This window comes from Allorhizobium pseudoryzae, from assembly GCF_011046245.1.
GTDB lineage: Bacteria > Pseudomonadota > Alphaproteobacteria > Rhizobiales > Rhizobiaceae > Neorhizobium > Neorhizobium pseudoryzae.
Map to the genome: position 1 here is coordinate 1,912,610 of NZ_CP049241.1, position 14,655 is coordinate 1,927,264.

Annotated in this window: 16 protein-coding genes; 8 read left to right on the plus strand and 8 right to left on the minus strand. The window is 62.3% G+C overall.

Annotation, left to right across the window (positions count from 1 at the left end; translation table 11 throughout):
• Position 1 precedes the first annotated feature (1 nt).
• From G6N78_RS09225 to G6N78_RS09235, 3 genes are all read right to left on the minus strand, one after another.
• Positions 2–1,051: a nickel/cobalt transporter gene (locus G6N78_RS09225; RefSeq protein ID WP_165217671.1), complete on the minus strand. Its 1,050-nt coding sequence runs from the start codon at positions 1,049–1,051 to the stop codon at positions 2–4.
• On the minus strand, positions 1,045–1,686 hold the full coding sequence (locus tag G6N78_RS09230) for a DUF1007 family protein (RefSeq protein WP_165217672.1): 642 nt from the start codon (positions 1,684–1,686) through the stop codon (positions 1,045–1,047). The genes G6N78_RS09225 and G6N78_RS09230 overlap by 7 nt, the downstream gene beginning before the upstream one ends.
• A gap of 76 nt (positions 1,687–1,762) precedes the next feature.
• Positions 1,763–2,671 (minus strand): LysR family transcriptional regulator, encoded by a 909-nt coding sequence (locus G6N78_RS09235; protein WP_165217674.1) that lies wholly within the window; start codon positions 2,669–2,671, stop codon positions 1,763–1,765.
• A 540-nt stretch (positions 2,672–3,211) separates the two neighbouring features.
• On the opposite strand from G6N78_RS09235, the gene odc2 reads away from it, so the two are divergent.
• From odc2 to G6N78_RS09260, 5 genes are all read left to right on the plus strand, one after another.
• Positions 3,212–4,345, plus strand: coding sequence for an ornithine/lysine decarboxylase (gene odc2 / locus G6N78_RS09240; protein WP_165217676.1), 1,134 nt, complete (start codon positions 3,212–3,214; stop codon positions 4,343–4,345).
• A 90-nt stretch (positions 4,346–4,435) separates the two neighbouring features.
• Positions 4,436–5,026: a GNAT family N-acetyltransferase gene (locus tag G6N78_RS09245; protein WP_165217678.1), complete on the plus strand. Its 591-nt coding sequence runs from the start codon at positions 4,436–4,438 to the stop codon at positions 5,024–5,026.
• A 234-nt stretch (positions 5,027–5,260) separates the two neighbouring features.
• Positions 5,261–5,953: an OmpW/AlkL family protein gene (locus tag G6N78_RS09250; protein ID WP_165217679.1), complete on the plus strand. Its 693-nt coding sequence runs from the start codon at positions 5,261–5,263 to the stop codon at positions 5,951–5,953.
• 205 nt (positions 5,954–6,158) lie between these two features.
• Positions 6,159–7,208 (plus strand): serine hydrolase domain-containing protein, encoded by a 1,050-nt coding sequence (locus tag G6N78_RS09255; protein WP_165217681.1) that lies wholly within the window; start codon positions 6,159–6,161, stop codon positions 7,206–7,208.
• Positions 7,209–7,225: 17 nt separating this feature from the next.
• Complete coding sequence (locus tag G6N78_RS09260; RefSeq protein ID WP_234905765.1) at positions 7,226–7,942, plus strand: SDR family oxidoreductase; 717 nt, start codon at positions 7,226–7,228, stop codon at positions 7,940–7,942.
• A 280-nt stretch (positions 7,943–8,222) separates the two neighbouring features.
• On the opposite strand, the gene G6N78_RS09265 is transcribed toward G6N78_RS09260, so the two are convergent.
• From G6N78_RS09265 to G6N78_RS09285, 5 genes are all read right to left on the minus strand, one after another.
• Complete coding sequence (locus G6N78_RS09265) at positions 8,223–9,209, minus strand: WD40 repeat domain-containing protein (RefSeq protein WP_165217683.1); 987 nt, start codon at positions 9,207–9,209, stop codon at positions 8,223–8,225.
• Positions 9,209–10,324, minus strand: a complete 1,116-nt coding sequence (locus tag G6N78_RS09270; protein WP_165217684.1) for a CobW family GTP-binding protein — start codon at positions 10,322–10,324, stop codon at positions 9,209–9,211. The genes G6N78_RS09265 and G6N78_RS09270 overlap by 1 nt, the downstream gene beginning before the upstream one ends.
• 105 nt (positions 10,325–10,429) lie before the next feature.
• Positions 10,430–10,828: a type II toxin-antitoxin system VapC family toxin gene (locus G6N78_RS09275; protein WP_165217686.1), complete on the minus strand. Its 399-nt coding sequence runs from the start codon at positions 10,826–10,828 to the stop codon at positions 10,430–10,432.
• Positions 10,825–11,097 (minus strand): type II toxin-antitoxin system Phd/YefM family antitoxin, encoded by a 273-nt coding sequence (locus G6N78_RS09280; protein WP_165217688.1) that lies wholly within the window; start codon positions 11,095–11,097, stop codon positions 10,825–10,827. The genes G6N78_RS09275 and G6N78_RS09280 overlap by 4 nt, the downstream gene beginning before the upstream one ends.
• A 57-nt stretch (positions 11,098–11,154) precedes the next feature.
• Positions 11,155–11,946: a creatininase family protein gene (locus G6N78_RS09285; RefSeq protein ID WP_165217690.1), complete on the minus strand. Its 792-nt coding sequence runs from the start codon at positions 11,944–11,946 to the stop codon at positions 11,155–11,157.
• An 87-nt stretch (positions 11,947–12,033) separates the two neighbouring features.
• Between G6N78_RS09285 and G6N78_RS09290 the strand changes: the two genes are divergently transcribed.
• From G6N78_RS09290 to G6N78_RS09300, 3 genes are all read left to right on the plus strand, one after another.
• Positions 12,034–12,534: a MarR family winged helix-turn-helix transcriptional regulator gene (locus G6N78_RS09290; RefSeq protein ID WP_165217691.1), complete on the plus strand. Its 501-nt coding sequence runs from the start codon at positions 12,034–12,036 to the stop codon at positions 12,532–12,534.
• A gap of 95 nt (positions 12,535–12,629) precedes the next feature.
• Entirely contained in the window at positions 12,630–13,652 is a 1,023-nt protein-coding gene (locus G6N78_RS09295; RefSeq protein WP_165217693.1) for a LacI family DNA-binding transcriptional regulator, read from the plus strand.
• A 19-nt stretch (positions 13,653–13,671) separates the two neighbouring features.
• Entirely contained in the window at positions 13,672–14,634 is a 963-nt protein-coding gene (locus G6N78_RS09300) for a 2-hydroxyacid dehydrogenase (RefSeq protein ID WP_165217694.1), read from the plus strand.
• The last annotated feature ends 21 nt before the right edge of the window (positions 14,635–14,655 follow it).

The following is a 14,655-nucleotide window of genomic DNA, read 5'->3' on the forward strand; positions in this document are numbered from 1 at the left end:
CCTACCAGAGCGTCTGCAGGTTGCCGCTCTGCAGGGAGGCGCCCAGCAGGGCAAGTCCGACCAGCAGGATGAAGAGGGCGCCTAAGAGTTCGATCGCCGTCGTCAGCCGCGAGGCGAACTTTGACCTCGGACCGGCAAGCCTGACTGCGACATCCTTGGCGGTGACGGCCAGGATGGCGAGGATCGACACGGTGATGGCGGTGCCGAGCGACATGGCAAGCACCGAGAGCCCGCCGGCCAGATAAAGTCCGTTCAGGATCGAAAAGCTCATCACCAGGATGGCGCCGGAGCAGGGGCGCAGGCCGACCGCGATGATCGCCGACCAGGCCTCCCGGACGCTGAAATCCTTCGACTTGAGCGTCGACGGGTCCGGAATGTGCAATTCGCCGCAATCGGCGCAGTAGCTGCCGGGTGCGAGATCGTTGTGATTGTGGTCCACCTCGATCGCCTGGAAACGCAGGCCCGTCGGCCCGGCGCCGGGTGCTGCATTGGCGAACACAGGAAGCGAGGAGAAACGCGGGCGGATCTCATAGAGCTTGCGGCCAAGCAGCCAGGCGCCGAAGAGCGCGACGAGACCGAAGCTCGCGATTTCCATCGCCCAGGTGGCACGGGTCATGGTGATGCCCGAGCCGCGCAGGATGTAGAAGGCGGCGGCGACCAGCAGGATCGCCATCGCACCCTGCACCAGCGCGGAGAGAAGAGAGATCACGATGCCGCGCTTCAGCGCCGTCTCGTTGGCAATCATGTAGGATGAGATGACCGCCTTGCCGTGGCCGGGACCTGCAGCGTGGAAGACGCCATAGGCAAAAGACAGCCAGACCAGAGTATTGAGCGCGGAGGGGTCCTGCCGCATGGCGCGCAGCGCCGCCGTCAGGGAGCGGTAGAAGGACTGCTGGTAGGCGTTGATCCAACTGAGGAAGGGCCCGAGGAAACCGGACGTATCGAAGGAGGGCTCGGCAGCACCCACGCCAAGCGGCGACTGGGCATGGGCCGCGGCGGCCACAGCAAGCGTTGCCAGAAGGCCGAGGGTGAGGGTGCGGCGGTTCAGCATGTCACCTCAAGGCGCGTCGCGAACAGCTTGGTCATGTCCGTTCCCGTCGGATCATTGAAAAAGGCATCGGTGAGCGTGTTCTTGTTCTGCGAAATCACCTCATCGGGATCCGGCCGCACCACCTTGTGCTTGCAGGCGGCAATTGCCTTGCCCTCCGGCACCAGATCAGTGTCGGTCGGGAAATCGATCGCGGTATAGAGCGACGGATCGTAGATGCCGAAGGTGAGCCTGCCCTTCAGATGCAGCGGCTTTTCCGGTTTGACGGCGAAGAAGGCGAGGATCTGCTGGTCCTGGTAGCTCACGTGGATCACGTCCGGCTTGGCAATCGGGATCGTCTTGCCGTCCTGGGTGATCGTCGTGAAATAGTGAAAATCGGCAAGCGAGGTGCGCATGGTCTCGCCGAGTTCCGCCAGTTCGTGTTCGTCGAGCTTCAGATCGGTGTTCTTGTCGAAATCCAGAAGCACACTGGAGGAAAACATCTCGTCGAAGCGCCAGACATTGCGCAGTTCGGTCACGTTTCCATGGTCGTCGGAGAGCACTTCCAGCCGTGCATCGACGAAAATATGCGGATGGGCCAGCGCCGGCAGAGGCGCGAGGCCGAGAAGGGCTGCAAGCAGCCATGGTTTCATGCGCATCGGCGAATCCTGACCCCGTTCTTGCCCCGGTCTGTCCTGAAAATGGGACGGAAATTCGACCTCGGTCAATCTCTCCTCACTCCGATGGCGGCGGTGTGCGGCGAAACCAGCTGGACAGGAAGTCGACAAACACGCGGACCTTGGCCGGAAGATAGCGCCGATGCGGGTAGACCGCATAGATGCCGCGATCCTTGATGATGTAGTCGTCGAAGAGGGTCACCAGTTCGCCCGAGCGGATGAAGGGCAGGGCGAGAAAATCCGGTACCATAGCAACGCCCAGCCCGGCGCGCGAGGCTCTGAGCGTCGCCTGCGGCGTATTGACTTCGATCGGTCCGGTGACCGGCACGCTGATCAGTCCTCCGCCGTCGCCGTCCTGGAAGCGCAGGTTGTTGTGGGACCGCAGGTTGGTGTCGATGATGACGGGTTTGCCGGCGAGATCCTGCGGGTGGGAGAGGGGCGCGTACTGCGCCACATAATCCGGTGTCGCGCAGGCATAGACGCGAAAGTCGCAGAGCTTGCGGGCGATCATGCCCGAATCTTCAAGCTTGGTGATTCGGATCGCGAGGTCGAAACCCTCCTCGATCAGGTCGACAAACCGGTCTTCGGCGACGATGTCGAGCGAAACATCCGGATGGGCCTTGGCAAAATCGATCAGCGACTGGCCGACCTCGGCATCGATGAAGGTGCGTGGCACGGAAACCCGGAGGCGGCCTTTCAGTTCGGCGTTGTTCTCGCGCACCAGATCGGCGAGGTTGTCGATCTCCTTCAGGATGTCAGACGCGGTCCGAAAATAGGTATGTCCCGCTTCCGTCAGGGAAAATTGCCGCGTGGTGCGGTTCAAAAGCAGGGCGCCGAGATCATCTTCCAGCTCCCGGACATATTTCGACAGAAGCGCCTTGGAGCGTCCCGTGCGCCTTGCCGCGGCCGAAAACCCCTCGGCTTCCACCACGTCGATAAAGGCACGCATGCGCGTCAAAGTATCCACCGGAAAGTCCCTTTTCTGGTTGCCGTTCCTAGGTGGAGGCTTGCCGGCGGATGCGCAATCCAAAATTTGCGGTTCATCCAAAAAAACGCTTGATTATGACGGGCGGAAACCCTATCTCCCGCTTGCCCAAAGTCGCACGTGCCTGTGGGTGTCCGCCGACCCTCGAATTGGGATCTTATCCCTAAGGTGAGGTTATCGGTAAGGTACCTGGAATTAACCCCTCCAGTCGCTATTCCGGCCAACCGGGAAATGCGAGGACATCTTGAAGCAACGACGGTGCGGGCCTTTCTGGTCTCTGCAGGCTTTCCATCAGCTTGCAATACTGAAGAGGCACACCATCATTGCCGGAAGTGCGGTTGGGTAAATCCCTCCAATCCATGGCAGACAAAGCCGGATCAATGCTCTTGGCAGGGCGTTGACCCATACTATGCGCTCTCAGGCGTGATCGTCGCTCCGGGATTTCCACCGGCCGGGCAACGACCACCTGTCGACGCGCCTTTGTCCTCCGGTCCGCCGGAATACGCTAGAGGGATTGAACCAATGACCACTGCTCGTATCCTTGACTTCCTCCGCACCGAGCGCCCCGAAGGCCCTTGCCTGGTCGTGGACCTCGACGTCGTGCGCGGCAACTACAACGCCTTCCGTCACGCCCTGCCGGACAGCGCGATCTACTATGCCGTGAAGGCAAATCCGGAGCCGGAAATCCTCAAGCTGCTCGCCTCGCTGGGCTCGAGCTTCGATTGCGCTTCCGTCGCCGAAATCCAGATGGCGCTTGCCGCCGGTGCGACCGCTGACCGTATCTCCTTCGGCAACACGATCAAGAAGGAGCGCGATGTTGCGCGTGCCTTCGAACTCGGTGTTCGCCTGTTTGCCGTCGATAGTCACGAGGAAGTCGAAAAGGTTGCCCGTGCAGCTCCCGGCGCCCGCGTGTTCTGCCGCGTGCTGACCGATGGCGAAGGCGCCGAATGGCCGCTGTCGCGCAAGTTCGGCTGCGTGCCGCAGATGGCCGTCGATGTTCTGGTCTACGCCCATCAGCTGGGTCTCGAATCCTACGGCGTCTCGTTCCATGTCGGCTCGCAGATGACCAAGGTCGATGCCTGGGATTCGGCTCTTGCCGATGCCAAGCGCGTCTTCGCACAGCTCGCCAAGCAGGGCATCGTCCTGCAGATGGTGAACATGGGCGGCGGCTTCCCGACCAAGTACCTGCGCGACATTCCGTCTGCCGAAGAATATGGCCAGGCCATCTTTGCGGCGCTTCGCAAGCATTTCGGCAACAACCTGCCGAAGACGATCATCGAGCCGGGTCGCGGCATGGTCGGCAATGCGGGTGTCATCAAGGCGGAAGTCGTTCTGGTGTCGAAGAAGTCTGACAATGACGAACACCGCTGGGTCTTCCTCGACATCGGCAAGTTCGGCGGTCTGGCCGAAACCATGGACGAGGCCATTCGCTACCCGATCCGCACCCCGCGCGACGGCGATGCGATGCAGCCCTGCGTGATCGCCGGTCCGACCTGCGATTCGGCAGACGTTCTGTATGAGAAGAACATGTACCCGCTGCCGATCACGCTGACGGTGGGCGACGAGGTTCTGATCGAAGGCACCGGCGCCTACACGACGACCTACTCGGCCGTCGCCTTCAACGGCTTCGACCCGCTGAAGGCCTACGTAATCTGACGAACGGACGGTTCCGGTTGTAAGGCCGGAGCCGCACTTCACCCTTTTTTTCTCGTGCCGCTTGAACGGTTTTGAGCTTCGGAGGCCAAGATGGCCGCTGTTCTTGACGCTGTGCGCGCTTTGTTTGCGCCGAACACCTTTACCATTGCCCACGAAACGCCGGCCGATGTGGTCGCGCGTGAGGCACTGCTCGATCGCGCCATGGGCCGCGATCGCCGCAAGAAGTCATCCGAAAAGATCCGCCGCGGCCGTGTGCCGGCGGAAGGGCTGGCGCTGGTTGCGCGCGATCCGGCCGGCCACGTGATCGGCACGGTCCGTCTGTGGAACGTCGAAGCCGGCGTCTCCGCTTCCGGCGTGCCGGTGGATGCGCTGCTGCTCGGACCGCTGGCGGTCGATTCAGCCTATGAAGGCAAGGGAATCGGCTCGGCGCTGATGCGGGCGGCGATTGCCGAAGCGCACCAGCGTGGCCACGGCGCCATCCTGCTCGTCGGTGACGCGCCCTATTACGAGCGCTTCGGCTTCTTCGCCGAAAAGGCGCAGCACCTGGTGATGCCGGGTCCGTTTGCCCGTGACCGCTTCCTCGGCCTCGAACTGAAGCCCGGCTGGCTCTCCGGCGCTGCCGGCATGCTGGTGGCAAGCGGGCGCAAGCTCTCACGCCCGACGCTTCGCCGGGCCGCCTGATACGCTTTCATCGACCTCTCCAGTCGTCGCCCTCCTTCCGCATCCACGCGGGGGAGGGTTTTTATTAAGTCATTGCTGAAGTGTGGCTTTTCTGCACTCTGCCGACGCAAATTGCACGCGGAGCTTGCCCGGGCTGACCAACGTCAAACGGGTTTGATCGAGATCAACTGCCTCTGCCGCCTCGATGGTACTCCTTCGGACATCAATTGCTGACGATGTTTCAAGGAGAGTGACATGATCAAGAACGGGCCAGCTTTCGCCGCCATCCTGGGTGCGGCTTCGGTCCTTCTTTCGGGGGCTGTTCAGGCTGCCGATCTGACGCCGGTTGCACCGGCTCCAGCTGCCGAAGAAGCGGTGGCCGCGGCCAAGAGCCCGTGGCAGATCCGCGTGCGTGCGCTGGGCGTGATCCCGAACGATGAGGGTTCGGTCAACGGCGTTGCGGGTTCCGACCTGCAGTATTCGAACTCCGTGACCCCGGAACTCGATATCTCCTATTACTTCACCGACAACATCGCTGCCGAACTCATCCTCGGCACGACCAGTTCGAAGATTTCCGGCGCCGGCTCTCTGGCAGGCGTCGAGGTGGGCAAGACCTGGATCCTGCCGCCGACGCTGACGCTGCAGTATCACTTCACCGATTTCGGCGCCTTCAAGCCCTATGTCGGCGCGGGCATCAACTACACCTTCTTCTACAACGAATCGGAGAAGGCCGGCTTCAGCAACCTGAAGGTCGACCACCATGTGGGTGCGGCTCTGCAGGTGGGCTTCGATTACATGATCGACCAGCACTGGGGCTTCAACTTCGACGTCAAGAAGCTCTTCCTGGAAACCGACTGGAGCGCCACCCATTCGACGCTCGGCCCGCTCTCCGGCAAGGCCAAGCTTGATCCTTGGCTGGTCGGCGCCGGTGTGACCTACCGCTTCTAAGAGGCTTGCACATACCTCTTCGAGGAATCGTCCGGATGGGGGCATCCGGCACCGTGGCAGGTTTCTTCGAATGAGGAGAAGAGACGGGGATCAGCGCCTCGACCGCGCTGGTCCCCGTTTCCTATTGGCGGCACCATCTGTCACAAGGGCGTGACCTTGCGCTCGAAGGTGTGGTGTCGCGCACAGACGACTCTATCTTGCAGGCATGCTGACACGCCGGACCTTTGCCCTTTGCCTGCCGATCACCCTTGCCGCGCTTTCCGTGCGGGCTCAAGGCGCTGCCGATGCGGCATCACCGAGCGCAGAGGCCGGCGCTCTTCCACCGTCCGGTTCCGCGCCGTCCCTTCCGGAGATCCTGGAGCGCGGCGAACGCCTGCCGCCGCTCAAAGCCGTCATCGTTTCGCAAGACGGCGCGCAACTCGCCGAGCGCGGTTATCATGGCTACGCAGCGACGGACTCCACCAACATCAAGTCGGCGTCGAAATCGATCGTCTCGGCCATGGTCGGGATTGCGATCGACAAGGGGCTGCTCGATGGCGTGGATCAGCCGATCGCACCGCTGTTGATATCCGACCTGCCGGAAAACCCCGATCCGCGGCTCGCCCGCATCACCATTGGCCAGTTGTTGTCGATGCAATCCGGCCTCGGGCCGAGCTACGCGCGGATGATCGCCAGCCGCAACTGGGTGCGCTTCACGCTGGCCGATGATTTCGTCGAGGACCCGGGTGGCGACATGGTCTATTCCACCGCCTCGACCCATCTTCTCTCCGCCATCCTCGCGAAAGTCGGCGGAAAACCGACGCTGGAACTGGCGCAAGACTGGTTCGATCCGCTCGATGGATTTCGCATCGGCTCCTGGTCACGCGACCGGCAGGGCATCCATATCGGCGGCAACCAGATGGCCATGACCACGCGTTCCCTGCATGCCTTCGGAGAACTGTACCGGCGCGGCGGCCGCACGGAAGATGGCGTGCAGGTGGTGCCGGAGGCGTGGGTCAAGACCTCCTGGGAACAGCGGACCACCTCCCGCTATTCCGGCGATGGCTACGGTTACTGCTGGTTCCTGAAAGAGATCGGCGGCGAGGACGTGCGCTTCGCCTGGGGGTATGGCGGACAGATGCTCTACATCGTGCCGCGCCTGGCACTCACCGTCACCATGACCTCCGAATCCGATTCGCCCTCGGCCGCCAACGGCTACCGCGACCGGCTGCACGCGCTGCTGGCGGATATTGTTGGGGCTGTGCGAACGACCTAACGAGAGTGGACAGAACGATGCGCGATCCTATCTCTTTCGACATGAAACATGCGATCATTACAGGCGGTGCCGGCCTCATCGGCACGGGGATCTGCCGGGCCTTGCTGGACGCCGGCTGGCGGGTGGCGTCCTTCGACATGAAGGATACGGATGAGGATCTGCAGGCCGCCGGCGTGCGGCACATCTTCTGCGATGTCGGCGACGAAGCCTCGGTTGCCGGAGCGTTTGCCGAACTCGGCTGGGACAGCCTCGATCTGCTGGTCAACAATGCCGGCGTGGCGGGGCCGGTCAATGGCCCGATCCAGGATCTCTCGCTCGAGGACTGGCGGCGTGTGACCGACAGCCATCTGACCGCCGCCTTCCTGATGACGCGGTCCGCTGTGCCGCTGATGGGGGAGGGGACAAACATCATCAACATGGCCTCCACGCGCGCCTTTATGTCGGAGCCGCAGACGGAGGCCTATGCGGCGTCCAAGGGCGGGCTTGTGGCGCTGACGCATGCGCTGGCCGTCAGCCTTGGGCCGAAGATCCGCGTCAATGCCATTGCGCCCGGCTGGATATCCGGTGACGCGGAGCTTCGGACAGAGGATCACGCGCAGCATCCCGTGGGTCGGGTCGGGCACCCGCAGGATGTTGCCGAGGCGGTGCTGTATCTGACCGGCGCCGGCTTCATGACCGGACAGGTTCTAATGCTGGATGGTGGCATGACAAGGAAGATGATCTACGCGGAATAGGTGCGTCTGAGGGGCTTTGCCCCTCTGGGCGCCGCCATCTCCCCCACAGAGGGGCAGAATGGCAGGACCTTCGCCCGGTCAGCAGTGTTTGGCCCGCAAAAATTTGGATGGTATTCCGTCTTCACCGCCCTGATGGCAACTGTGGCTGCCGCTGTCGAGATGGGGCAGGAAGCAAGCTCCATCGGTCTCCCCCCTTGTGGGGGAGATGGCGGCAGTCAGAGGGGGACGCTCCACCCGCGAAGGCAGCCGGATGGGACTTCCGCCCGTCGGCCGAAATCTGTTACGCCGAAATGTCGATGACGCCGCAATCGCCGGCTTCGGAGCCGAAGGCGACCAGCTTGCCGTTGCCACTCCAGCTCATCGCGGTAATCGCGCCCTTGCCGGGTCGGCGCAGCAGCGCTTCCTTGCCGTCGGCAACGCGCACGCCAAGGATCATGCCGTCGATGAAGCCGATGGCGAGCACCTCTTCCATTGGATGGAAGGCAACGCAGGTGACCATGATATTGGCACGGGTCCCGAGTTCCAGCGGCGCCTTGCCCATCGGGCCATCCTTGGCCGAGAAGGGCCAGACAATGGCGGCGGGTGCACCGGAGGTGGCAAGCCATTTGCCCTTCGGCGACCATGAATAGGACTTCACCTTGGCCGGGTAACCGGTCATGCGCATGTGGCGGGCATCACCCGCCTTGCCATCCAGTTTCCAGCCGTGCAGGGCGTTTTCCTGCATCGTTGTGACCAGAAAGCGTCCATCCGGCGAAAAGGTGACGCCGTTATGCGCGCCCTTCCAGTCCAGATCGGCGACCGGCGAACTGGTATTCACCCAATGCAGGGACACGCCATTATAACGCGCGGCGGCGATCCGGAGACCCTTCGGCGCGAAGGCCAGCGCCTCGACCGTGCGTTCCTCAGTGAATTCCTTCACCGTGCCATCGGCCAGCACCACGAAACTGGTCTTGCCATGCGCATAGGCGACCGCGCCCTGCGGACCGCCGGCGACGACGTTGATCCATTTGCGTGGCGCTTCGGCGATATGTGTCGTGCTGCCATCGGCGGCAATCCGCATCACCTTGCCATCTTCGCCGCCGGTCAGCAGCGAAGTGCTGAAAGGGTCCTTGACGCAGGTCAGCAGGCCGTCATGCGCTTCGGTCACCTTCTCGCCGCCCTCCAGCCGGCGGATCTCGCCGGCGGCGGTGGCGAAGAAGGGAACGTCGCCGAGGAACTGCACGGCGACGACATGACCGTCGAGGTCGAGGGGGGCAACCGTCGGCATCAGGTCTGGTCTGCCTGGCAGGCGAGGAAGCTCTTTTCGATCTTCTCGCGGTCGAGATCGCGGCCGATGAAGACGAGGCGGCTTTCGCGCTTCTCGCCCTCCTTCCACGGACGCTGGTGATCGCCCTCGATGATCATGTGGACACCCTGAACGACATACCGTTCCTCGTCGCCCTTGAAGGCGATAATGCCCTTGAGGCGCAGGATATTCGGCCCGTCCGTCTGTGTCACCTTCTGGATCCAGGGGAAGAAGCGGTCCGGGTTCATCACGCCGCCGCGCAGCGAGATGGATTTGACGGTCACATCATGGATCGCCGACGGCGCGGCATGGTGATGATGATCATGCCCGTGGTCGTGATCATGGTCATGATGATGGTGATCGTGACCATGATGGTGATGATCATGATCGTGGTGGTGATGGTCGCAATCCGGGCCGCAGATATGGTCTTCGTGGCCGTGTTCCAGGAAATGCGGATCGTTTTCCAGCGCGCGCTCCAGGTTGAAGGCGCCCTGATCCAAAACGCGGGCCAGATCGACGCCGGAGCGGGTGGTCTTGTAGATGCGGGCGGCCGGGTTGATGGCGCGCACGATCTCCTCGATCGTGGCGAGTTCTTCCGGCGTCACCAAGTCGGTCTTGTTGACGACGACCACATCGGCAAAGGCGATCTGGTCTTCGGCCTCTCGGCTGTCCTTCAGGCGCAGCGGCAGGTGCTTGGCATCGACGAGGGCCACGACCGCATCGAGTTCGGTCTTGGCGCGGACGTCGTCATCCATGAAGAAGGTCTGGGCCACCGGCACCGGATCGGCAAGGCCGGTGGTTTCCACGATGATGCCATCGAAGCGGCCGGGACGGCGCATCAGGCCTTCCACCACACGGATCAGGTCGCCGCGCACGGTGCAGCAGATGCAGCCATTGTTCATCTCGTAGATTTCTTCGTCCGACTCGACGATCAGATCGTTGTCGATGCCGATCTCGCCGAACTCGTTGACAATGACGGCATATTTCTTGCCGTGGCTTTCGGTCAGGATGCGGTTCAGAAGCGTCGTCTTGCCGGCACCGAGATAACCGGTGAGAACGGTCACGGGAACGGGCTTCTGCGGGGCTGTATCGGCCATGGGAACCTCCGGGAGTGGGCGCGCTCGGCGAATGGAGCGACAGCGGTTGGCGATCATATAAGGCCAAGGCCGCGGCAGTTCAAAGGGCTTTTGTATGTTATAAGATCACGTCTGACCTGCAGGGATGGCGCTGGCGATATCGGTGCGCGCAAAATCCTGGCCGACATACAGAAGCGGACAGCCGAATTCCTTGGCGGTCGCATAGGCGAAACAATCGCCGAAGTTGAGGCTGGCGGGGTGAAAATTCTTCCCGAATTGGCGGTAGGCAGCCGCGGCCAGTGCTGCACGGTCGGCAGTGACGTCGATGACCTGTGGGGAGAAGAGTGAAAGGAGATCTTTCATTTCATCATCAAAGCCTCGTCCTGCCGCGACAATCAGGGCTTCCGTCAGCGTCGCGGCCGAGATCAGGCGATGAGTCGCATGGCGCATTGCCTGCTGACAGTCCGCTGCTCCAGGCTCCGTTTTGAGGATGGCCATGAGTGCGGAGGTGTCGACAACGATCATTTTGGCAGGCCGAGCTCGTCGTAGAGAAAATCCTGGCTTCGGGCGGCGGATGTCTCTTCAAAAGCATCGATCTTGGCACGAACGCGCGCCTGAATTTCCTCAAGCGAGGGCTGACCAGCGTGGCCTCTCGCTGGCAAGGTGTCAGAGCGCATTGACACGATCCTCGCAACGGCGGTGCCATCTCGTGTCAACAGAATGTCTTCGCCGCTTTCGACACGGTCGAGAAGTTGGCTCAGGTTTTCCTGTGCATCCTTGACGGAAATTTGCATGGCCTCATGCCTCCGATGGTTTAAGCAAGATAGGCCTTTGCAGGGCGAGGCGCAAGCTCACGCCAGCGTTGCAACGTCAAACCGATGCACGTCATCCAGCAGGTCCAAGATGCCGCGGACGGCGTGGGCGACCAGTTGCTCGCCTCGCTCGGCGGTGGCCGCGGCGGCATTGCCGGCCACGCCGATAGGGTTGAGGTCGGCCATCTTCCAGCCGAAGGCGTGCGGGCCATAGGCGCGCAAATGCCTGAAGTTGGTGGCAAACTCGGCTTGACGGGAAGAGAAGGCGGCGGCCTTCGTCATGTCCACCCTCTCCGGAGAAAGCGCCAGCATCACGGACGTCTCGATATCGCCGCCATGGATGTCGATCGCCTTCTCCTCGGGCGCGATCCAGCCCTCCGGCTGGCCGAAACGGGTCCAGCTGGTGGCAACAGCCAGCATGTTGAAACGCACGCGGGCTTCCGTTGCGACGATTGTCATCAGTGGGGAGTTGCCGCCATGCGCGTTCAGCATCACGAGCTTGCGGATGCCTTGTTTGGACAGGGTTTCAGCGATCCCCAGCCAGCGAATTATGGCCTCGTCGAAGGCAAGGCTCTGCGTGCCCGCCACATCCAAATGCTCGATGGAGTAGCCGATCCGTTCGACCGGCAGAAAAGTAGCGGGCAGGTCTGCCGGCTTTGTCGCGATCAGGCGCTCCACGAGGCTCTCGGCGATCAGGCTGTCGGTGTCGAAGGGCAGGTGGGGGCCGTGCTGTTCATGGGCGCCGAGCGGCAGGACGGCGATCCAACCGGCGCGCTCCGATGGAGCAAGAGCGGGGTCATTGTCGTTAAACCTAGGGCTTGGGCACTGCATCTGGCGATCATGTCCTGTTTTGGCTATGGATAGCCGAAGCGAAGCGTATAGCGATAAACATAAGGTCGCAAAACCAGGCGGGTGGGGATGAGCAAGAAGAAGGGCGACAAAAAGGACAAGGCCGGGAAGAAAAAGGATCCTGTCTCGCTGTCGGAGCTCTCCCCCGTGCTGACGCAGGCTGCCCGTTCGCTGCGGACCGCGCTGTCGCGGAACCTGGCCGAAGCGGGTCTCTATGCCGGTCAGGACGGAGTGATCCTGCAACTCGATACGGAGCCGGGGCTGACGCCCGGCCAATTGGCGCAGCGCCTGGGCGTCAAGGCACCCACCATGACCCGCACGATCGGGCGGATGGAAAGCCAGGGGTTCCTGGAGCGACGTGCCGACGGAGCGGATGCGCGTCTCACCAAGATCTATCTCTCGGAAACCGGGCGCCTGAGCGTGGCGCGAATCCATCAGGCCATCAGCGATTGCAGTGGTGAGGCGATCCGGGGATTTTCCGACAAGGACCTGCGCAATCTCGTGAAGCTTCTGAAGGCGTTGGACCGAAATCTGCACGGGATCGAAGCGGTTGACGAGGGCGAGGACTAAAACAAGACGGGTGTGTGTCTAAAGATTGCCTGTTCGGATTAAATTGTTTAGATCAGTTTAATCGGAGTTTGTAACTGCGCCTTCGGGGAGGGGACGTGGCACAAAAGGTCAAGCTTTCCACCATTGCCGAAAGTCTCGGGCTTTCCACGGCAACCATTTCCCTCGCGCTGCGCGACAGTCCACTCGTGGCTGTCGATACGCGGGAGAAGATCAAGGAACAGGCCCGCGCGCTGGGGTATATCTATAACCGCCGCGCTGCCAGCCTCAGAACATCCCGCTCGGGCATCATCGGCGTCGTGGTGCACGACATCATGAACCCTTTTTACGGCGAAATCCTGAAGGCGATCGAAAGCGAACTCGACCGCAGCCGCCAGACCTTCATATTGTCCAACCATTACGATTCGGTCGAGAAGCAGCGGACCTTCATCGAAACGCTGCTGCAGCTTGGCGGCGATGGCGTCATCATGTCGCCGGCCATCGGGACCCCGATCGAGGACGTGAAACTGGCCGAGGCCAATGGCATGCCAGCAATCCTGGTTGCCCGTTCCATGGATGGCGTCGATCTGCCGACCTATCGCGGCGATGACAGTTACGGCATCTCGCTCGCCACCAATCACCTGATCGGTCTCGGGCACCGCACGATCGCGATGATCGGCGGAACGGACCAGACCTCCACCGGCCGCGATCGCTACCAGGGTTATGTCAATGCGTTGCGCAAGGCCGGCATTGAGGTGGATCCGAACCTGCGCATTCCGGGGCCGCGCACCAAGCAGGGTGGTTTCGAGGCGGCGGTGCATTTCCTGTCTCTGCCCGAAAAACCGACCGCTGCCGTCTGCTGGAACGATCTCGTCGCCATCGGCCTGATGAACGGGGTTGCCCGTGCGGGCCTGGTGCCGGGCCGCGACATCTCCGTCACCGGTTACGACGACCTGGAGGAGGCCTCCATTGCCACGCCGTCGCTCACGACGGTCTGGAACGGGCAAACGGAAGTCGGGCGTCTTGCCGCGCGTGCACTTCTGGATAGATTGGCAGGTAGCCACGAACCCGATGGCATCCATCTCATCAAGCCGGAAATGCGCATCCGCCAGTCCACCGGCCCCTACCAGCCTCGCGCCTGAGCAAGACAGGAAACCGATCATGACCGAAAGCCAGACCACCGTGCTCGTTCCGGGCCGCATCCACCCCCGTGCCCTGGAGCGTCTGAAGTCCGCCTTCACCGTCATCCAGACGGAACCCGGCGCGGAAATGGCGCTGTCGGAGGACGACAAGGCGAAGATCACCGGGGTGGCGACGACCAATCGCATGCCCGCCCACTGGATCGGCGAACTGCCGAACCTGAAGGTGATCTCCAATTTCGGCGTCGGGTATGATGGCGTCGATGCAGCCTTCGCCGCCAGCCGCGGCATCATCGTCACCCATACGCCGGATGTGCTGAACGACGAGGTGGCGGATACGACAATCGGCCTCCTGATCAACACGGTGCGGCGCCTGCCGGTGGCGGAAACCTATCTGCGGGAAGGGCGCTGGGAGAAGGAGGGGGCGTTTGCGCTCTCGCCGCTCTCGCTCAAGAACCGGCATGTCGGCCTGCTCGGCCTCGGGCGCATCGGGATCGAGATTGCCAGGCGCCTCGAACCCTTCAAGGTGAAGATCAGCTATCACACCCGCAATCCGCGCGAGGGTGTGCCTTATACCTATGTGCCGACGCTGATCGAGCTCGCGCAGTCCGTCGATACGCTGATCTCGATCATTCCGGCCACACCAGAGACGCACAAGATCATCAATGCGGATGTGCTCTCCGCGCTGGGGTCAAACGGCGTCTTCATCAATGTCGGGCGTGGTACAAGCGTCGATGAGGATGCGCTGATGGCGGCGCTGAAGAGTGGCACCATCGCCGCGGCGGGTCTCGACGTCTTCTACGACGAACCGCGCATTCCGGCCGGATTCTTCGACCTGCCGAACCTCTCCATGCTGCCGCATGTCGCCTCTGCCTCGGTGCCGACGCGCAACGACATGGCCGATCTCGTGGTGAACAATCTGATCGGCTGGTTCCGCGACGGCAAGGTCCTGACGCCGGTGCCGGAAACGCCGGTCAAGGGCTGAGCGGCTGGGCCAGAGAATGAG